Genomic DNA, 18,751 nt, shown 5'->3' with positions numbered 1-18,751 from the left:
ATCGCCCCTCTTTCCACCCTGGAGAACGTGGATGACTGACTTTTCCGGCCTGTCCCTGGTGATCGAAGCCGAGGACCTGCTGCCGCGCCTGGATTCGCCGCGGCTGATCCTGGTCGACCTGACCAGCGCCAACCGCTATGGCAGCGGGCACATCCCCGGAGCCCGCTTCGTCGACCCGAAACGCACCCAGTTGGGCCAGCCCCCGGCCCCCGGCCTGCTGCCGGCCCGTGCCGACCTGGAGAAACTGTTCGGTGAACTCGGCCACCGCGACGATGCAGTGTATGTGGTCTACGACGACGAGGGCGGCGGCTGGGCCGGGCGCTTCATCTGGCTGCTCGACGTCATCGGCCACAAGGGATACCACTACCTCAATGGCGGCATCCAGGCTTGGCCGGCGGACAAGCTGTCCACCGAAACGCCCGAAGTCGCCGGCGGCCCGGTGAGCCTGCACCTGCATGGCGAACCCACCGCTACCCGCGAATACCTGCAAAGCCGCCTGGGCGCCGCCGACCTGGTCATCTGGGACGCACGCGGGCCACTGGAATTCAGCGGCGAGAAGGTGCTGGCGGCCAAGGGCGGGCACATTCCCGGCGCGATCAACTTCGAGTGGACCGCCGGCATGGACCTGAACAACCACCTGCGCATCCGCAAGGACATCGCCGACGTCCTGCAAAACCTGGGCATCACCCCCGACAAGGAAGTGATTACCCACTGCCAGACCCACCACCGCTCCGGCTTCACCTACCTCGTGGCCAAGGCCCTCGGCTATCCACGGGTGAAGGGCTATGCCGGTTCCTGGGGCGAATGGGGCAATCACCCCGACACGCCCGTCGAAGTTTAAGGACGCTCAATGAAATCCCGCTTGTTCATCATCAGCCAGTACCTGCTGCCGCACCACCTGCTGTCGCGGCTGGCCGGCTGCGTCGCCGAGTGCCGCGCACGCTGGTTCAAGAACGCCTTCACCGCCTGGTTTGCCAAGCGCTACCAGGTGAACATGTCCGAGGCGCTGGTCGAAGATCTCAGTGCCTACGAGCACTTCAACGCCTTCTTCACCCGCGCCCTCAAGCCGGGAGCCCGCCCGCTGGACGAAACCCCCGGCGCGATCCTCTGCCCAGCCGATGGCGCCGTCAGCCAGCTCGGCCCGATCGAGCACGGCCGCATCTTCCAGGCCAAGGGCCACGGCTACAGCGCCCTGGAGCTGCTGGGCGGCGATCCGGCCCTGGCCGCACCGTTCATGGGCGGTGAATTCGCCACCATCTACCTGTCGCCCAAGGACTACCACCGCGTGCACATGCCGCTGGCAGGTACCCTGCGCGAGATGGTCTATGTGCCGGGTCGGCTGTTCTCGGTCAACCAAACCACCGCGGAAAACGTGCCTGAGCTGTTCGCCCGCAACGAGCGCGTGGTCTGCCTGTTCGACACCGAGCGTGGGCCGATGGCCGTGGTGCTGGTCGGCGCAATGATCGTCGCCTCGATCGAGACCGTCTGGGCCGGCCTGGTCACGCCACCGAAGCGCGAGCTGAAGACCTTCCGCTACGACGAGGCCAGCCGTGCACCGATCCACCTGGAAAAGGGCGCCGAACTGGGCCGCTTCAAGCTGGGTTCCACCGCCATCGTGCTGTTCGGGCCGGAGCAGGTGAAGTGGGCAGAGAGCCTGGGTGCCGGCTCCGCGGTGCGCATGGGTGAGCTGCTGGCGCAGCCGACCCAGGCCTGACTATCCGGTAAGCAAAAGGCCCTGCATGATTGATGTCATGCAGGGCCTTTTTTTGCCTTGGGATTGCTGGGAGGGCTTCGCCCTCCTTGGGCTCAAGATCAACCGCGCGCTTCGCGATCACGCACGCCCAGCAGGTACAGCACGCCATCCAGGCCCAGCGTCGAGATGGCCTGCTTGGCCGACTGGCGCACCAGCGGCTTGGCGCGGAAGGCCACGCCCAGGCCGGCCTGGGACAGCATCGGCAGGTCGTTGGCCCCATCACCAACGGCGATGGTCTGCTCGAGCTGCAGGCCCTCCTGACTGGCCAGTTGCAACAGCAGGTCGGCCTTGCGCTGGGCATCGACGATCGGTTCGACGGCCACCCCGGTCACCTTGCCGTCGACCACCTCCAGTTCGTTGGCGAATACGTAGTCGATGCCCAGGCGCGCCTGTACCTGCTTGGCAAAGTAGGTGAAACCGCCGGAGAGGATGGCGGTCTTGTAGCCCAGGCGCTTGAGTTCGGCAAACAGGTGCTCGGCGCCCTCGGTCAGGCGCAGCGAAGCACCGATCTGGTCGAGCACGCTCACGTCCAGCCCCTTGAGCAAGGCCATGCGCTCCTTGAAGCTGGCGCGAAAATCCAGTTCGCCACGCATGGCACGCTCGGTGATCGCCGCGACCTGTTCGCCGACGCCGGCGGCCTTGGCCAGCTCGTCGATGACTTCGGCCTCGATCAAGGTCGAGTCCATATCGAACACCGCCAGACGGCGGTTGCGGCGGAACAGGTCGTCTTTCTGGAAGGCGATGTCGATGCTCAGCTCTTCGGACAGCGCGAAGAACGCCGCACGCAGGGCCTGGCCGTCGTTCGGCTCGCCACGCACCGAGATTTCCAGCGCGGCCTTGCCCTTGTCGATCTGGGCGTCCAGCGCCACGCGGGCGGACAGCCGTTCGATGCGCTCGATGGTCAGGTCGTGCTCGCTGATGATGGCGCTGACGCGCTGCAACTGCTGCGGGGTGATCCGGCGGCTGAGCAGGGTAACGATGTGGCGGGCCTCACCCTGGCTGTCGGCCCAGTGCTGGTAGTCGGCCTCGGAAATGGGGGTGTAGCGGGCCTGCAAGTTCAGTTCGTGAGCCTTGGACTGCACGCTCTGCAGCAGCGCCGTGGCCACTTCGTTATCGGGGATGTCGACCAGGATGCCGAACGACAGCGTGCCGTGCATGACAGCGAGGCCGATGTCGAGAATACTCACACCGCCCTGGAGCAGGACGCCGGTGATGGCCGCAGTGAGACCCGGACGGTCTTCACCAGTGATGTTGATCAGGACGATTTCGCGCAAGACCGGGGCTCCAACTCGATGAAAAATGCGCATTCTACCGATTTTCCATGACCGCCGGGCGCCAACGATACTTTGCCGACAAAACGCGTGTCGCTATACTGCGCAGCAACTTTCTCGCCATAAAGAGCCGCGCTCTGTGAACCGGCCCACGCCCGTAAAACCCGACAACTTCTTCCTGATGATCTACCGAGCCCTGAGCCAGCGCCGAATTCCATTGGCCCTGCGCATTGCCAGCCACAACATTTTCCTGGTGGCCCTGGCCCTGGTGATCTATGCCTGCGTGATGGGCCTGCAGTTCAAGCAGGCCATGCACGAGCAGGCCGATGCCGTCGGCCAGAGCCTGACCACCCAGACCGCCACCTCGGCCACCGAGCTGCTGGTGTCCAACGACATCCTCAGCCTCAACGTGCTGCTGGGCAACCTGGTGAAGAACCCGCTGGTGGCCCATGCGGCCATCTACAGCGTGGACAACCGCATCCTCGCCGAGGCCGGCCAGCGCCCGCGCAACAGCCTGCTGGGCGAAACCGAAGGGGTCTACCAGACCAAGATCACCTTCCAGGACGTGACCGCCGGCCAGTTGCGCATCAGCCTGGACATGAACCAGTTCCAGCAACCGATGCTGATCAGCTTGCAGAGCATGGGTATCCTCGCCGCGATCCTGCTGGCCCTGGCCCTGACCCTCAGCCTGCGCCTTGGACGCTTTATCTCGACGCCGCTGCTGCAGTTGCGCGTGTGGTTGCGTGACCCGCACCCTTACACGCCGGGCATCGACCGCCAGGACGAAATCGGCGATCTGGCGCGCCAACTGCACGCGCGCCTCGCCCCACCGCCGCCACCTGAGCCTGAAGAAGAGGACGAGGAAGACGATTTCGACGACGCGCCAGTTGCCAAGGTCGCCCCACGGGCCAAGGCGATGGTACAGACTGCCGGGCACGACGAGGACGACGACGCCTTCGCCGACCTGATGGATGAGCAAAGCGCTCCGGCCAAGCCTGTCATCGTCGAGTCCGACGAGCCGCAGTTCAGTGCCGTGCTGGCCGTGCAGTTGGGCTCCCAGGAGCAACTGCGTCGCCTGCCACGCACCCGCCTGACCGAGCTGCTGGAGCGCTACCGCGACTGTTTGGAGCAGGCTGCATCGCTGTACGAAGGCGAAGTCCACACCCTGAACGACGGCAGCACCCTGCTGTTGTTCCACAGCCGCGACAGCGGCGAGGACTACCTGACCAATGCCATCTGCTGCGGCGAGCTGCTGCGCGCCCTGGGCCACGCCCTGCAGATCGAGGTGGCCGACAGCGGCATCACCCTGCAGCTGCAACTGGGCCTGGTGCTGGCTGACGACCTGCAAGGCCTGGATCAGGTCGACCTGCTGATGACCGAACAGGCCCAGGACGCCCTGGCCCTGTCGCAGCACAGCCGCAACCTGCTGCTGGTGGAGCGCCGCATCAGCGATGACGCCCTGGTGCGCCAGCGTGCGCGTATTCGGCCGATTGCCAGCCCGGAAGGCGCGTGCTGTGTAGAACGCCTGATGGAGCCTTACCCGTCGATGCTGGAACGCCAGCTGGCACGGATGCACGAGCGCCGCGCCTGAGCGCCACCGCTCATCTAGGACTTGCGTGGGAGCGGGCTTGCCCCGCGATAGCGTCGGGGCAGGCAATGTTGCTGCCCTGGCAAGCCCTATCGCGGGACAAGCCCGCTCCCACGCAGATCTGATAAAGCCTCCCGACCAAAGACACAAAAAAGCCCGCATCGCTGCGGGCTTTTTTGTGGCTGCGGATATCAGAAGCGGAACACTTCCATATCGGTACGAATCGGCGAGGCCATCGGAATCTTCGGTTTCTCAGGCTCTTTCTTCACCTGCACCGGCGCCGCCGGCTTGCGTGGCGTCTCCTCGGCGATGGCCGGCTGGTTGGCCAGTGGTTTAACGGCGGTACTCAGCTGTTCGGCCAGCTTCTGCAACAATTGCCCCTGAGCCTGGACCTGCGCAGACTCGCTGCCCGCATGGGGCTGCTCGAGGTGGACGATGCGGTTGTCACGCACCTGGCCACGGCGGTCCAGCACACGCCACTGGGCGTCCAGGATCGCGGGCTGGTTCTTGCCCGAGTCCAGGCGGGTAATGGACAGCAGCACCTGCACGTCCGGCGTGAAGCCGGCGCTCGCCGGTGCCAGCACCACGCGCTGGCTGTCCAGGCGCCAGGCCAGCTGGCGCACCAGCAACTGGTCGATATCCGACGAAAGGCTGCCGGCCCAACGGCCATCGGTGGCTGCCGTCAGACTGCCATCGACCTGCCGCTGTAGAAAGGTCTCACGTTGCAGGTAGTCGGCCACCGATACCGGGCCGAGCACCACCGCCATGCCCGCCGCCTGGGTCGGCTGGCCGGGTTCACCGCTGTCGAGCTGATACAAGGCGACCGGCTGATGCATGCTGCATCCGCTCAGGCCCAGCAAGCCGGTCACCAGCAACGCAAATGGAAGGCGCAGAAATTTCATTCATCCCATCCAGGCGGTCGTCTCCAGACTGACCGCAGTGATACACATGTAGATTCATCCGGGCACCCGGCCACGCCGGCGCCACGCGGGCCCTATCATCCGCGAATTAGCCGCCAGACTCCAGCATTTCCGCCTGAAGCGGCGCCGAAAGCGCCGCAGCAGACAGCCCATGCACTCAGGCGGGGGTTTCCACCATCAAGCTATCCACGCGCTGGAAACCACGTGGCAATTTGCTACCGCGGCGACCACGCTCCCCCTTGTAGTGCTCGAGATCATCTGGTTTCAGAGAAAGGGTACGCTTGCCAGCTTGCAATACAAGGGTCGACCCCTCACTGATCACTGCCAGGTCAGTGACGAATTCTTCACGACTGGCTACTCGGTCGCCCGGAACGCCGATGATCTTGTTGCCCTTGCCCTTGCCCAACTGCGGCAGGTCGGCGACCTTGAATACCAGCAGACGGCCTTCGGTGGTTACCGCGGCCAGCCAGTCTTGCTCGCGGTCGGCCACCGGGCGCGGGGTCATCACCTTGGCGCCGTTGGGCAGGCTGAGCAGGCCCTTGCCGGCCTTGTTCTTGGCCTGCAGGTCCTCACCCTTGACCACGAAGCCGTAGCCGGCGTCGGAGGCCACCACGTACAGGGCCTCGTCCTCCGGCAGCAGCACGCACTCGAAGGTAGCGCCGGGCGGTGGAGTCAGACGACCGGTCAGCGGCTCGCCCTGGCCGCGCGCCGATGGCAGGCTGTGGGCCGCCACCGAATAGCTGCGGCCGGTGGAGTCGATGAGCACGGCGAATTGGTTGGAGCGTCCGGCGGCGGCGGCCTTGAAACCGTCACCGGCCTTGTAGGAAAGCCCGGTGGCATCGATATCGTGGCCCTTGGCGCAACGCACCCAGCCCTTCTCCGACAGCACCACGGTGACCGGTTCGGTCGGCATCAGCTCGTTTTCCGAGAGCGCCTTGGCCTCGGCACGCTCGACGATCGGCGAGCGACGGTCGTCGCCATAGGTCTCGGCGTCTTCGATCAGCTCGCTGCGCACCAGCTTGCGCAGCTTGGCATCGCTGCCCAGCAGGGTGGTCAGGCGCTTCTGTTCCTTGAGCAGCTCGTCCTGCTCGCCACGGATCTTCATCTCTTCCAGACGGGCCAGCTGGCGCAGGCGGGTCTCGAGGATGTAGTCAGCCTGGATTTCGGTCAGGTCGAAACGGGCGATCAGTGCCTGCTTGGGGTGCTCTTCGGTACGGATGATATGGATCACTTCATCCAGGTTGAGGAACGCGGTGAGCAGGCCTTCCAACAGGTGCAGGCGCTTCTCGACCTTGTCCAGGCGGTGCTGCAGGCGGCGACGGACGGTACCGATCCGGTACTCCAGCCACTCCAGCAGCAGCGCGCGCAGGTTCTTCAGCTGCGGACGGCCGTCGAGGCCGATGATGTTGACGTTGACCCGGTAGGTACTCTCGAGGTCGGTGGTAGCGAACAGGTGCTGCATCAATTCGGCGGCATCGACGCGGTTCGAACGTGGGATGATGACGATGCGGCAGGGGTTCTCGTGGTCCGACTCATCGCGCAGGTCGGCGACCATCGGCAGCTTCTTGGCCTGCATCTGCGCGGCGATCTGCTCCAGAACCTTGGCCCCGGAGACCTGGTGCGGCAACGCGGTGACGATGATGTCGCCGTCCTCGACACGGTACACCGCGCGCATGCGGATCGAGCCCTTGCCGGTCTCGTAGAGCTTGAGGATATCGGCGCGCGGGGTGACGATCTCGGCCTCGGTGGGGTAGTCCGGGCCCTGGATGTGCTCGCACAGCTGCTCGATGGTGGCCTTGGGCTCGTCGAGCAGGCGCACGCAGGCGCTGGCCACTTCCCGCAAGTTGTGCGGCGGCACGTCGGTGGCCATGCCCACGGCGATGCCGGTGGTACCGTTGAGCAGGATGTTCGGCAGGCGCGCCGGCAGCACCGCTGGCTCCTGCAGGGTGCCGTCGAAGTTCGGCACCCAGTCGACGGTGCCCTGGCCCAGCTCGCTGAGCAGCACTTCGGAATAGCGCGACAGGCGCGCCTCGGTGTAACGCATGGCGGCGAACGACTTCGGATCGTCCGGCGCACCCCAGTTGCCCTGGCCGTCGACCAGGGTGTAGCGGTAGCTGAACGGCTGGGCCATCAGCACCATGGCCTCGTAGCACGCCGAGTCGCCGTGGGGATGGAACTTGCCGAGCACGTCGCCGACGGTACGCGCCGACTTCTTGTGCTTGGAGTCGGCGTCCAGACCCAGCTCGCTCATGGCATAGACGATGCGGCGCTGGACCGGCTTGAGGCCGTCGCCGATGTGCGGCAGGGCGCGGTCCATGATCACGTACATGGAGTAGTTGAGGTAGGCCTGTTCGGTGAAGTCGGCCAGGGAACGGCGTTCGACGCCTTCGAGACTGTCCAGTAAGTCGCTCATGCGAGCCTCGTCATTTCAGGTTCTGGCGCAGCAGCATGGTGCCGCCGCGCTGGGTAAATTCAAGTTGTTTCAGGGCGCTCATGCCCAACAACACGGCCTGGCCATCCAGGCCCGGCACCACCAAAGCGCGCACGTCGCGCAGGTGGATGTCGCCCAGTTGCAGGCTGTCGAGCCGGGTGCGGTAGCCTTCGGTGCGGCCATTGGCGGTACTCAGTTGCACCGGGGCGCCACGGGCCAGGGCCAGGTCGCGGGCCAGCGCCTCGGGGATCGCCACATCGGTGGCGCCGGTATCGAGCATGAAATGCACCACCTGGCCATTGATCACGCCGTCAGCGACGAAATGGCCCTGGCCGTTGCTCAGCAGGCGAACTTCGACGAAGCCGTCGCCCTGCTCGCTCTGCACCACGGCGTTGGGATTCTGCTGACGCGCCTCCCATTGGCCGAAAAAGCGCGTGGCCAAAAACATCGCCGCCGCCCAGGCAACGATCATCAGCACCCTGCCCGCCCGCTTGCCCGCTGGCTGGCTCATGGCTTGGCACTCCAGCCGCCGGCCGGCGCGCCGAAGCGCCAGACGACCGGCCGCGCTTCACCATCCGCCCGTGGCCGGTCGTTGTTGTCCACGCTGATCCAGGCGCCGTCCTTGTCGATCACCAGCGCCTCGGCCAGGCCATAGGGCTGTGAATAGCGACGCGATTCCACCAGGGCGTCCGCGGCGAACGACCAGCAGCGCTCCACGGTGCCACTGTCAGCGTCGCGTCGGCAGATGCGATAAGCGTTGCGCTCGAGGGTGAACAACTTGCCCTCGAACCAGGCCAGGTCGGCGAAGTCGCGGGAAACCGGGCGTGCCTCGGGGAACTGCGGCGGCTGCATTTCCACGCCGGCTTCGCTGAGCAGCACGCAACCGCGCCCGCAGGTCCATACCGACTGCTGGCGCTGCACGGCGAGCAGCCCGCGTCGCTCACGCTCGGCGGCCAGCCACAAGCGATCGCCCGCCGGGTTGATCGCCAACCCTTCGAACAGTGCGTTGAAATGCAGCAGCATGCCGCTGGCTCGCGCCTGGCGCACCATGGCCTGGTCGATTCTCAGCCAGTTCGGCTCGCCTTCCAGGGGCAGTTGCAGCACCGCGGCCTGGGCCTCGCTGACGATGAACAGGTTGCCTGCCTGGTCGCAGGTAATACCTTCGAAATCCAGCGCGCCGCCACGAATAAACGACGATGCCCAGTTGCGCGACTTCAACCCCCAGGGCAACCCGGTATCGGGGGCCGGTGGCGGCGTGAAGGTCAGCGGCTGGGCCTGCCAGGCCGCGCCCTCCTGGTCCAGGCGGTAGATACGGTCGTCATCGCGGTCGGACACCGCCCACAATGCGCCCCGGCACCAGGCCAGGCCCGACAGGTTGCCGCCGCGCATGCCATCGACCACGTGCTCGCCGCTGAGCTTGAGCTGCGGCCAGTCGCCGGCCTGGGCCTGCAGGGCGAACAGCGCCAGGCAGGCCATGAGCAACGGACGAATCAAACCAGGACCTCGGCCAGGTTGCCTTTGGTTTCCAGCCAGTTCTTGCGGTCACCGGCGCGCTTCTTGGCCAGCAGCATGTCCATGATCTCGGTGGTGCCCTGCACGTCGTCCAGCGTGAGCTGGACCAGGCGCCGGGTGTTCGGGTCCATGGTGGTCTCGCGCAACTGCGGCGGATTCATCTCGCCCAGGCCTTTGAATCGGGTGACTTGCGGCTTGCCACGCTTCTTCTCGGCGACCAGACGGTCCAGGACACCATCGCGCTCGGCTTCGTCCAGGGCGTAGTAGATCTCCTTGCCCAGGTCGATGCGGTACAGCGGTGGCATGGCCACGTAGACGTGCCCGGCCTCGACCAGCGGACGGAAGTGCTGGACGAACAGCGCGCACAGCAGGGTGGCGATGTGCAGGCCGTCGGAGTCGGCGTCGGCGAGAATGCAGACCTTGCCGTAGCGCAGTTGCGAAAGGTCGGTGGCGCCCGGGTCGACACCGATGGCCACGGCGATGTTGTGCACTTCCTGGCTGGCCAGGACCTCGCCGCCATCGACTTCCCAGGTGTTGAGGATCTTGCCGCGCAGCGGCAGGATCGCCTGGAATTCCTTGTCCCGCGCCTGCTTGGCAGAACCTCCGGCGGAGTCACCCTCGACCAGGAACAGCTCGGCGCGCATCGGATCCTGGCCTGCGCAGTCGGCCAGCTTGCCGGGCAGCGCCGGGCCCTGGGTGATGCGCTTGCGCTCGACCTTCTTGCTTGCCTTCAGGCGACGGCCGGCGTTGCTGATGGCCAGTTCGGCCAACTGCATGCCCAGTTCGGGATGGGCGTTGAGCCACAGGCTGAAGGCGTCCTTGACCACGCCGGAGACAAATGCCGCCGCCTCGCGGGACGACAGGCGCTCCTTGGTCTGGCCGGAGAACTGCGGCTCCTGCATCTTCATCGACAGCACGAAGCTGATGCGCTCCCAGACGTCCTCAGGCGCCAGCTTGACCCCGCGTGGCAGCAGGTTGCGGAACTCGCAGAATTCACGCATGGCGTCCAGCAGGCCCTGACGCAGACCGTTGACGTGGGTGCCGCCCTGAGCGGTGGGGATCAGGTTGACGTAGCTTTCCTGGATGCTGTCGCCGCCTTCGGGCAGCCACAGCAGGGCCCAGTCCACGGCCTCCTTGTTACCGGCCAGGCTGCCGCAGAACGGCTCGTCGGGCATGCGCAGGTACTCGCTGACCGAATCGACCAGATAGGAACGCAGGCCGTCCTCGTAGTGCCATTCGACCTTCTCGCCGGTGCCCTTGTCCTCGAAGCTGATGGACAGCCCCGGGCACAGCACGGCCTTGGCCTTGAGCACATGCTTGAGGCGGCTGATGGAGAATTTCGGCGAGTCGAAGTACTTCGGGTCGGGGGTGAAGTACACGCTGGTGCCGGTGTTGCGCTTGCCGACGGTGCCGACCACTTCCAGCTCGCTGGCCTTGAAGCCGTCGGCGAAGGTCATCTGGTATTCGTTGCCGTCGCGCTTGACGCGCACCCGCACCTGGCTCGACAGGGCGTTGACCACCGAGATACCGACGCCGTGCAGGCCGCCGGAGAACTGGTAGTTCTTGTTGGAAAACTTGCCGCCGGCGTGCAGCTTGGTGAGGATCAGCTCGACGCCGGAAACGCCCTCCTCGGGATGGATGTCCACCGGCATGCCGCGGCCATCGTCGCTGACCTCCAGCGAGTGGTCGGCATGCAGGATCACCTGCACCGAGCGGGCGTGGCCGGCCAGGGCTTCGTCGACGCTGTTGTCGATGACTTCCTGGGCCAGGTGGTTGGGCCGGCTGGTGTCGGTGTACATGCCCGGCCGCTTGCGGACCGGGTCAAGGCCCGAGAGGACTTCGATGGCGTCTGCGTTATAGGCGCTAGCGCTGGGATTGGCCATGGGTTCTCGTCGTCAGTCAGGTGAATGCAAAAGTCAAAATACAGAAAAATCCAGCGCCGCATACTGCCCACGGGCAATACCGGCGAACGCCAGCAGGGCCGGGATTTGCTCGGCGAAGCCCTGGTAGCTGTGGTCGCCACCGGCCTGGATACGCAGGGCACAAGCACGGTAATAGTGCTCGGCGTGGCGATAGTCCAGTGTTTCATCGGCGGTCTGCAACCACACTTGATAGCGGGCGGCGTCCTGCGGCGGCGGCACTTCCAGTTCGGCCAGGGCGGCCACATGATCATGGGTCAGCTCCCAGGCCTCGTCGGTATAAAGGTTGCGCTGGGTACCCAGGTAGCCGTCGAACAGGCGGTGCGGGCCGACCGCCGGGTTGACCAACAAGGCCTTGAGGCCATGGCGTTCGGCCAGATGGGTGGCATAGTAGCCGCCGAGTGAGCTGCCGACCAGCAAGGGGGCGCCGAGCTCATCGATGGCGGCCTCCAGCTGGGCGATGGCCTGGCGCGGGTGGTGATGCAGGGCCGGGACACGCAGCTGGTCGGACAGGCCGATCCGCTGCATCACCGCCTCGAGCTGGCGCGCCTTCTTCGACAGCGGCGAGCTGTTGAAGCCATGGATATAGAGGATGGAACCCGACATGCTGCCCCCCGGACGCAAAGACGCGCAGTGTAGCGTGTTCAAAGGGCATTGGCGCAGCGTGGGGATTTTCGCAGCAAATTCTTCAAACAGCCGGGGGCACGATCTCTGTGGGAGCGGCCTTGTGTCGCGAAAGGACCGCAAAGCGGTCCCCCGACTCAGTAGCCCGGGCTGTCGAAATCCAGTTTCACCTCGAAATCGCGCGCCCGCTCCACCCCGGTCTCCAACCGTCCGTCGGCGTGCAGCCGCAGCCAGCGATAGCCCGGCTGCTCCTCGCTCACCTTGAATTCCTCGCTGCGCGGCGCGAACTGGATGCAGGTTGAAGGCGTGGCAAGGAAACGAACGCCGTCGCGCACCTCGTCCCATTCCTGATGGATATGCCCCCACAGCAGCGCCCTCACCTGTGGATAACCGCGCAGGCGCTGCAACAGTTCATCGGCGTTTCGCAACCCGATCGGCGCAATCCACGCACAACCGATATCCACCGGCTGGTGATGGCAGCACACCAGGCAATGGCGTTCGCCCGCACTGTTCAGCGCCTGATCCAGCACGGCCAACTGGTCGTCCGCCAACACGCCGAAGGTGGCACCGACCACTGCCGAATCGAGCATGACAATGCGCCATTGGCCAATGTCCGTCACCGCCTGCACCAGCTCCGGCGCCACGGCCTGCATTACCTGGGCCTCGTCATGGTTACCCGGCAGCCAACGCGCTGGCGCCTCCAACTTCGAGGTCAGCTCGCTGAAGGCCTGGTAGGAGGCGGCGCTGGCGTCCTGCGACAGGTCGCCCGTGCACAGCAGCAGGTCGATACGCGGCTGCTCGCGACGCACCTGGTCGATCACATGCCCGAGGCTCGCGCGGGTATTCAGGCCCAGCAAAGTGCCCGCCGGGTCGGCGAACAGGTGGGCATCGGTCAGTTGCACCACATGGACGGGTGACGAAAGTGGGTGTGGTTGCGGCAACGGCCGTCTCCTCGAACGGATTCAGCACCGATTATGGCGGTGGATCGGTTTCGAGCAAGTACTCGAAACCGACGCGCATCACAATTTCAGCGCACCGCTTCCAGTTCGTGGCCGCAGGCCAGGCAGTGGCTCAACCATTCGCCGAGAAACAGATTGAGCTGGGCTTTCTCGTCCGGCTGGTGCATCGCCGTGTTGGGGTACGGGTAGATGCTGCGCAGGCGGCGGGCATGCTCGGCGCTGACCACCTCGGCCATGCGCGCGTCATGGTAGACCTGCACTTCCAGTTCGGGCACCGGCAGCCAGGGCAGACTGTGCTCCTGGCGCACCTTGAGGGTCGTGGTATAGGGACAGGCCAGCAGCACTTCAAGCACCAGCACGCCGAGCATCTGGTCGCCCTGGGTCATGCCGATGCGCCGCGAGCTCTGCGTGGTGCGCATGTCCGGCAGCAGACGCATCAGGCGGGCATAGTTGGCCTCGCAGGCCGACTGCAGCCCGACCAGGTCGACCCGATAGCGCTCACGCAGCAGGTTCACTTCCACATACCTCGAACTTCATCACGGTTGAGTGCCAGCCATTGCAGGCCGATGATCGTGGCGGCGTTGCAGATACGCCCGTCGCGCACCGCCTGCAGGGCGTCCTCGAACGCCCACACGCGAACACGGATATCCTCGCTCTCCTCCTCCAGGCCATGCAGGCCGCCGGCACCTTCACTGATGCAACGGCCCAGGAACAGGTGGACGTACTCGTCGCTGCCGCCTGGCGAGGGGAAGTAGCAGGTCATCGGCCACAGCGCGCTGAAGGTCAGGCCAGCTTCTTCATCGGCTTCACGATGAGCGACCTCTTCCGGCTGCTCGTCCTTGTCGATCAGGCCGGCGACCATCTCGATCAGCCAGGGATTATCGATCTTGCCCACGGCGCCGACTCGAAACTGCTCGATCAGCACCACTTCGTCGCGCTGCGGATCGTAGGGCAGCACACAGACGGCGTCATGGCGCACGAACAACTCGCGGGTGAACTCGCGACTCATGCCGCCGGCGAACAATTCGTGGCGAAGGTGCAGCTTGTCGAGCTTGTAGAAGCCCTTGAACAACTGCTCACGCCGGGTGATTTCGACCTGGGTGGGCACTGTATTCAACGTGTCCGTCATGCAAACTCCTTGATACCTCGGTTACCGCATCGCGCAATCCTACTCTGCGCGCCGCCCGGTTTCACCCCTTTCTGGCGACCGTTCAGGCAGCCGGGACAGGCGCGCCGCTCTCTGTTAGCTTAGTGGCGAACTGAAGGCCGCGCAGGCGGTCCAAGGCCGATCATCACCGTTGTGAAAGAGGCAACATGACGCTTGTCAAACTGACTTCCGTGGCCGTCCTGGCACTGGCGCTCGGCGCCTGCCAGAGCCTGTTCACGCCCAATTACCGCGCTCCGCTCGAGGTCAAGCGCGAGGCCTGGGAACACGTCAAGCCCGGCTGCAGCGAGAGCGACTGCCCACTGGTCAATATCGACGTGGTGCACTTCCCCGCCCTGCCCAAGCTCGACGCCCTCGTCGAGAAACGCCTGCTGATGCTCACCGAGGACAACCAGCGCGGCACCCCGCCGGCCTCGTTGCAAGCCTATGAACAGCAGTACCTGGCCCGCGCCGACAAGCGCAACAGCAGCTACCTGCAGGCCAAGGTACGCGAACAGCATGACGGGCTGGTGATCGTCGAGCTGTCCAGCTACCTGGACAGCGGCGGCGCCCACGGCATGCCAGGGCGCGGCTTCATCAACTACTCGCGAAAGCTGGACAAGGTGCTGACCCTGGACGACATGCTGGTGCCCGGCCAGGAAGCGACCTTCTGGAAGACCGCCGAGGAGTCCCACCGCGCCTGGCTGATCAGCACTGGCATGGACAAGGACCCCGAGTTCGTCAAGACCTGGCCGTTCAAGCAGTCGCCGCACATCGCCCTGACCTACGGCGCGGTGGTGATCAAGTACGAGGTCTACGCCATCGCCCCGTACTCCATGGGCCACGTCGAACTGAAGATCCCCTACCCGCGCCTCAACGGCGTGATCAGGCCCGAGCTGTTTCCCGGCCGCGGCTGAGCGATAGCAGCAGATGCAGCCCCCCTGCCAGCAGCAGTGCCGGCAGGGTCGCCCCAAGCCCCGGCGCCTGGCTGGCCAGCAGGTGATAGGCCGCTCCCCCCACCGCCCAGGCCAGCAGCGCCCGCCCGTGCAAGCCCTCGACCAGCACCGGCAGGCGACGGCGACGGACCACGAAGTGATCCACCAGCACCACGCCGAACAGCGGCGCGAACACCGAGCCGATCAGCAGCAGGAAGTTCTGGTACTGGTCCAGCGGTGCCAGCAGGGCGATCAGCGTGCACAACACGCCGATGGCCAAGGCCAGGTGCTCGACCTTGAGCTTGATCAACAGCCCGGTGGAAACCGCTGCGGAGTGAATGTCGGCAAAGGCGTTCTCCGACTCGTCCAGCAGGATCAGCAGCAGCGGAATGCCCAGCCCGGCACCGGCCAGCGCCAGCAGCAACGCATTCACTTCACCGCTCGGCGCGAACGCCAGGGTATAGGCCACGCCCAGGCTCATCAGCCAGGCATTGCCGATGAAAAAGCCCAGCGCCGTACCGCCGAATACCCGGCTGGCGCGCTGGCCGAAGCGTGAATAGTCGGCGATCAGCGGCAGCCACGACAGCGGCATGGCGATGACGATGTCGAAGCCCAGGGCCAGGGACAGCGAACCATCCCCCGGGCGCTGCCACAACTCGGCCAGGTCGGCCTTGGCGAACAGGTTCCAGGTCAGCCAGCCGCAAGCGCCCAGCAGCAGCCAGATGCCCCATTTGCGCAGGACCTTGCGCACGAACGCCAGCGGCCCGCTGACCGCCAGCAGGGTGGCCAGGGCGCCGAAGCACAGGGTCCACAGCAACGGGCTGCTCCAGCCGCTGCCCTCGCCAAAGGCGCGGGCACCCAGCAGGCTGGCAGCGTCGCGCATGACGATGATCTCGAACGAGCCCCAGCCCACCAGTTGCAGGAGGTTCAGCAAGGCCGGCAGGCGCGCGCCGTGGCGACCCAGGGTCAGGCGCAGGCTGCCCATCGCCGAGAGGCCGGTGTCGCTGCCGATCACGCCGGCCGCCGCGAGCAATAGCACACCCACCGCCGTGCCAAGCGTGATCGCCAGGATCGAGCCGGCCAATCCCAGGCCCGGGGCAAGCAGGGCGCCGACCTGCAGGACCATCAGGCCGATGCCGAGGGAGAACCACAGCGCAAACAGGTCGCGGGCGCCGAACTGCCGGTGGTGGGTGGGGACGCAATGGTCGGGGGAGAAGTGACTGGGTGTTGTCATGGGGGCTCGCCGGAGTATTGGAGTTGTTGCTGGCGAGGACTGCGTCCTCGTATCGCGACACAAGGCCGCTCCCACAGGCTCCGCGTATGACGTGAGCCATTACAGGACCTGTGGGAGCGGCCTTGCGTCGCGAAAGGGCCGCGATGCGGCCCCCAAGGTCTACTTACACCTTCTGGTACAACTGGCTGCCTTCCTGGCGGAACCGCTCGGCCTGCTCACGCATGCCCTGCTCGATCGTCACATCCACGGTCTCGATCTTGGCCGCATACTCACGCACTTCCTGGGTAATCTTCATCGAGCAGAACTTCGGCCCGCACATCGAGCAGAAATGCGCGACCTTGGCCGACTCCTTGGGCAACGTCTCGTCGTGGAACGAGCGCGCGGTATCCGGGTCCAGGCCCAGGTTGAACTGGTCTTCCCAGCGGAATTCGAAGCGCGCCTTGGACAACGCGTTGTCACGAATCTGCGCGCCTGGGTGGCCCTTGGCAAGGTCCGCGGCATGGGCGGCGATCTTGTAGGTGATGATGCCGGTCTTCACGTCATCCTTGTTCGGCAGGCCCAAGTGCTCCTTGGGCGTGACGTAGCAGAGCATGGCGCAACCGAACCAGCCGATCATCGCCGCGCCTATCCCCGAGGTAATGTGGTCGTAGCCCGGGGCGATGTCGGTGGTCAGCGGGCCGAGGGTGTAGAACGGCGCCTCGTCGCAGCACTCGAGCTGCTTGTCCATGTTCTCCTTGATCAACTGCATCGGCACGTGGCCCGGGCCCTCGATCATGCACTGCACGTCGTGCTTCCAGGCGATCTTGGTCAGCTCGCCGAGGGTTTCCAGTTCACCGAACTGAGCGGCGTCGTTGGCATCGGCGATCGAGCCCGGGCGCAGGCCGTCACCCAGCGAGAAGCTGACGTCGTAGGCCTTCATGATCTCGCAGATCTCGTCGAAGTGCGTGTACAGGAAGTTCTCTTTATGGTGCGCCAGGCACCACTTGGCCATGATCGAGCCGCCGCGGCTGACGATGCCGGTAACGCGCTTGGCGGTCAGCGGCACATAGCGCAGCAGGACGCCGGCATGGATGGTGAAGTAGTCCACGCCCTGCTCGGCCTGTTCGATCAGGGTGTCGCGGAACAGCTCCCAGGTCAGGTCCTCGGCCACGCCGTTGACCTTCTCCAGGGCCTGGTAGATCGGCACGGTACCGATCGGCACCGGCGAGTTGCGGATGATCCACTCACGCGTCTCGTGAATGTGCTTGCCGGTGGACAGGTCCATGACCGTGTCCGAACCCCAGCGGATGCCCCAGGTCAGCTTGGCCACTTCTTCCTCGATCGAAGAACCCAGGGCGCTGTTGCCGATGTTGCCGTTGATCTTCACCAGGAAGTTGCGGCCGATGATCATCGGCTCCAGTTCGGTGTGGTTGATGTTGGCCGGAATGATCGCGCGGCCGCGGGCGATCTCTTCGCGGACGAACTCGGGGGTGATTTCCTTCGGGATGCTGGCGCCGAAGCTGTGGCCGGCGTGCTGCTGGTCCAGCAGGCCGGCGGCGCGGGCTTCCTGCAGCTTCATGTTCTCGCGGATGGCGACGTATTCCATCTCGGCGGTGATGATGCCCTGGCGCGCGTAGTGCCTCTGCGTGACGTTGGCGCCGGCCTTGGCCCGGCGCGGGTTGCGCACATGGGCGAAGCGCAGCTTGGCAAGCTCCGCGTCGTTCAAGCGCTGCTGGCCGAAGTTCGAGCTCAGGCCATCGAGGCGCTCGGTGTCGCCACGGGCGTCGATCCAGGCCGAACGCACATCGCCCAGGCCCTTGCGCACGTCGATGATGACATTGGGGTCGGTGTACGGGCCGGACGTGTCATACACCAGCACCGGAGCGTTCTTCTCGCCGCCGAAGTCGGTGGGGGTGTCGTGCAGGCTGATCTCGCGCATGGGCACGCGGATGTCGGGGCGCGAACCTTCGACATACACCTTGCGCGAATTGGGCAGGGGTTGCACGGACTGTTGGTCGACTTGGGCCGACTCGCTCAGACTGATTGTTTTTTCTTGTTTGCTCATCACAGGCTCTCCAGACAGCTTCCAGGCGGTGGAATGTCGGGGTGAACCTGAAAGGCGTGGACGCACCCGTGTTGACGGGTGCAGTGCCGGACATGGGGTGCCGTGGACTGCAAGCAGCCGTGACGATCCCGGACCTGGCACAAGAGGCTCCCGGGATGTGAGAGCAATCTTGTTCCCTACGCAGGCGCTAACCTGATCAGGTTCAACGGGATCCGCACCTCTGCGATCTCAGCCTTTGCTTCAAGGCACCCCGACAAGAACATGCGCAGTCTAGACTGGAGTGGCCGGCAAAGCCAAGCGGGTAAATCCGGGGGTGATAAATGGCACAAGTGGCGGATTGTTGATGACGGCGCGCGGCACTACACTGGCGCATCGCCCGATACCCGACAGTACAGTAAATAAAATTTGATCAAGGAT

16 protein-coding genes and 1 riboswitch are annotated in these 18,751 nt (G+C 65.2%); of the genes, 4 read left to right on the top strand and 12 right to left on the bottom strand.

Annotated features, from left to right (window positions below):
- The first annotated feature begins 31 nt into the window (after positions 1 to 31).
- Both K5H97_RS02915 and asd read left to right on the top strand, forming a co-directional pair.
- Positions 32 to 841, top strand: coding sequence for a rhodanese-like domain-containing protein (locus K5H97_RS02915; RefSeq protein ID WP_028688273.1), 810 nt, complete (start codon positions 32 to 34; stop codon positions 839 to 841).
- A 9-nt stretch (positions 842 to 850) separates the two neighbouring features.
- Positions 851 to 1,714, top strand: a complete 864-nt coding sequence (asd, locus tag K5H97_RS02910; protein WP_028688274.1) for an archaetidylserine decarboxylase — start codon at positions 851 to 853, stop codon at positions 1,712 to 1,714.
- A 98-nt stretch (positions 1,715 to 1,812) separates the two neighbouring features.
- On the opposite strand, the gene serB is transcribed toward asd, so the two are convergent.
- On the bottom strand, positions 1,813 to 3,027 hold the full coding sequence (gene serB / locus K5H97_RS02905; protein WP_028688275.1) for a phosphoserine phosphatase SerB: 1,215 nt from the start codon (positions 3,025 to 3,027) through the stop codon (positions 1,813 to 1,815).
- A 136-nt stretch (positions 3,028 to 3,163) separates the two neighbouring features.
- On the opposite strand from serB, the gene K5H97_RS02900 reads away from it, so the two are divergent.
- Positions 3,164 to 4,615 carry a histidine kinase gene (locus K5H97_RS02900; protein WP_028688276.1) on the top strand — a complete coding sequence of 484 codons (1,452 nt, stop codon included), beginning with the start codon at positions 3,164 to 3,166 and terminating at the stop codon, positions 4,613 to 4,615.
- 188 nt (positions 4,616 to 4,803) lie between these two features.
- Here K5H97_RS02900 and K5H97_RS02895 read toward each other — a convergent pair whose 3' ends face one another.
- The 9 genes from K5H97_RS02895 to K5H97_RS02855 form a co-directional block, all read right to left on the bottom strand.
- The gene (locus K5H97_RS02895; RefSeq protein ID WP_028688277.1) at positions 4,804 to 5,514 is read right to left on the bottom strand and encodes a PqiC family protein; all 711 of its coding nucleotides are present in this window, start codon (positions 5,512 to 5,514) and stop codon (positions 4,804 to 4,806) included.
- A 175-nt stretch (positions 5,515 to 5,689) separates the two neighbouring features.
- Positions 5,690 to 7,945, bottom strand: a complete 2,256-nt coding sequence (gene parC / locus K5H97_RS02890) for a DNA topoisomerase IV subunit A (protein ID WP_028688278.1) — start codon at positions 7,943 to 7,945, stop codon at positions 5,690 to 5,692.
- 10 nt (positions 7,946 to 7,955) lie between these two features.
- A complete protein-coding gene (locus K5H97_RS02885) occupies positions 7,956 to 8,474 on the bottom strand; it encodes a retropepsin-like aspartic protease family protein (protein ID WP_028688279.1) in 519 nt (172 codons plus the stop codon).
- Complete coding sequence (locus K5H97_RS02880; protein WP_028688280.1) at positions 8,471 to 9,457, bottom strand: esterase-like activity of phytase family protein; 987 nt, start codon at positions 9,455 to 9,457, stop codon at positions 8,471 to 8,473. The genes K5H97_RS02885 and K5H97_RS02880 overlap by 4 nt, the downstream gene beginning before the upstream one ends.
- Entirely contained in the window at positions 9,454 to 11,358 is a 1,905-nt protein-coding gene (gene parE, locus K5H97_RS02875; protein ID WP_028688281.1) for a DNA topoisomerase IV subunit B, read from the bottom strand. Before parE ends, K5H97_RS02880 begins: the two co-directional genes overlap by 4 nt.
- Before the next feature lie 33 nt (positions 11,359 to 11,391).
- Complete coding sequence (locus K5H97_RS02870) at positions 11,392 to 12,000, bottom strand: YqiA/YcfP family alpha/beta fold hydrolase (RefSeq protein ID WP_028688282.1); 609 nt, start codon at positions 11,998 to 12,000, stop codon at positions 11,392 to 11,394.
- Between the two features lie 155 nt (positions 12,001 to 12,155).
- Complete coding sequence (gene cpdA, locus K5H97_RS02865) at positions 12,156 to 12,959, bottom strand: 3',5'-cyclic-AMP phosphodiesterase (protein ID WP_028688283.1); 804 nt, start codon at positions 12,957 to 12,959, stop codon at positions 12,156 to 12,158.
- An 86-nt stretch (positions 12,960 to 13,045) separates the two neighbouring features.
- Complete coding sequence (locus K5H97_RS02860) at positions 13,046 to 13,498, bottom strand: DUF1249 domain-containing protein (RefSeq protein WP_023630808.1); 453 nt, start codon at positions 13,496 to 13,498, stop codon at positions 13,046 to 13,048.
- Entirely contained in the window at positions 13,489 to 14,106 is a 618-nt protein-coding gene (locus tag K5H97_RS02855) for an NUDIX domain-containing protein (protein WP_028688284.1), read from the bottom strand. The genes K5H97_RS02860 and K5H97_RS02855 overlap by 10 nt, the downstream gene beginning before the upstream one ends.
- A gap of 185 nt (positions 14,107 to 14,291) precedes the next feature.
- Between K5H97_RS02855 and K5H97_RS02850 the strand changes: the two genes are divergently transcribed.
- Positions 14,292 to 15,038 carry an RsiV family protein gene (locus K5H97_RS02850; RefSeq protein WP_028688285.1) on the top strand — a complete coding sequence of 249 codons (747 nt, stop codon included), beginning with the start codon at positions 14,292 to 14,294 and terminating at the stop codon, positions 15,036 to 15,038.
- Here the strand turns inward: K5H97_RS02850 and cytX are convergent.
- The gene (gene cytX, locus K5H97_RS02845) at positions 15,007 to 16,290 is read right to left on the bottom strand and encodes a putative hydroxymethylpyrimidine transporter CytX (protein ID WP_028688286.1); all 1,284 of its coding nucleotides are present in this window, start codon (positions 16,288 to 16,290) and stop codon (positions 15,007 to 15,009) included. The genes K5H97_RS02850 and cytX overlap by 32 nt on opposite strands.
- Positions 16,291 to 16,453: 163 nt before the next feature.
- Entirely contained in the window at positions 16,454 to 18,334 is a 1,881-nt protein-coding gene (gene thiC / locus K5H97_RS02840; protein WP_028688287.1) for a phosphomethylpyrimidine synthase ThiC, read from the bottom strand.
- Positions 18,335 to 18,490: 156 nt separating this feature from the next.
- Positions 18,491 to 18,597: riboswitch (TPP riboswitch) on the bottom strand.
- Positions 18,598 to 18,751 lie beyond the last annotated feature (154 nt).

It is taken from the genome of Pseudomonas mosselii (genome assembly GCF_019823065.1).
Classification (GTDB): domain Bacteria; phylum Pseudomonadota; class Gammaproteobacteria; order Pseudomonadales; family Pseudomonadaceae; genus Aquipseudomonas; species Aquipseudomonas mosselii.
This window is presented reverse-complemented; position numbering and strand designations above follow the sequence as displayed.

Excerpts from the sequence above, each read along its gene's own strand:
- K5H97_RS02915 (WP_028688273.1), top strand. The coding sequence starts at position 32 with ATGACTGACTTTTCCGGCCTGTCCCTGGTGATCGAAGCCGAGGACCTG.
- asd (WP_028688274.1), top strand. The coding sequence starts at position 851 with ATGAAATCCCGCTTGTTCATCATCAGCCAGTACCTGCTGCCGCACCAC.
- K5H97_RS02895 (WP_028688277.1), bottom strand. The coding sequence starts at position 5,514 with ATGAAATTTCTGCGCCTTCCATTTGCGTTGCTGGTGACCGGCTTGCTG.
- parC (WP_028688278.1), bottom strand. The coding sequence starts at position 7,945 with ATGAGCGACTTACTGGACAGTCTCGAAGGCGTCGAACGCCGTTCCCTG.
- K5H97_RS02885 (WP_028688279.1), bottom strand. The coding sequence starts at position 8,474 with ATGAGCCAGCCAGCGGGCAAGCGGGCGGGCAGGGTGCTGATGATCGTT.
- parE (WP_028688281.1), bottom strand. The coding sequence starts at position 11,358 with ATGGCCAATCCCAGCGCTAGCGCCTATAACGCAGACGCCATCGAAGTC.
- K5H97_RS02870 (WP_028688282.1), bottom strand. The coding sequence starts at position 12,000 with ATGTCGGGTTCCATCCTCTATATCCATGGCTTCAACAGCTCGCCGCTG.
- K5H97_RS02855 (WP_028688284.1), bottom strand. The coding sequence starts at position 14,106 with ATGACGGACACGTTGAATACAGTGCCCACCCAGGTCGAAATCACCCGG.
- K5H97_RS02850 (WP_028688285.1), top strand. The coding sequence starts at position 14,292 with ATGACGCTTGTCAAACTGACTTCCGTGGCCGTCCTGGCACTGGCGCTC.
- cytX (WP_028688286.1), bottom strand. The coding sequence starts at position 16,290 with ATGACAACACCCAGTCACTTCTCCCCCGACCATTGCGTCCCCACCCAC.
- thiC (WP_028688287.1), bottom strand. The coding sequence starts at position 18,334 with ATGAGCAAACAAGAAAAAACAATCAGTCTGAGCGAGTCGGCCCAAGTC.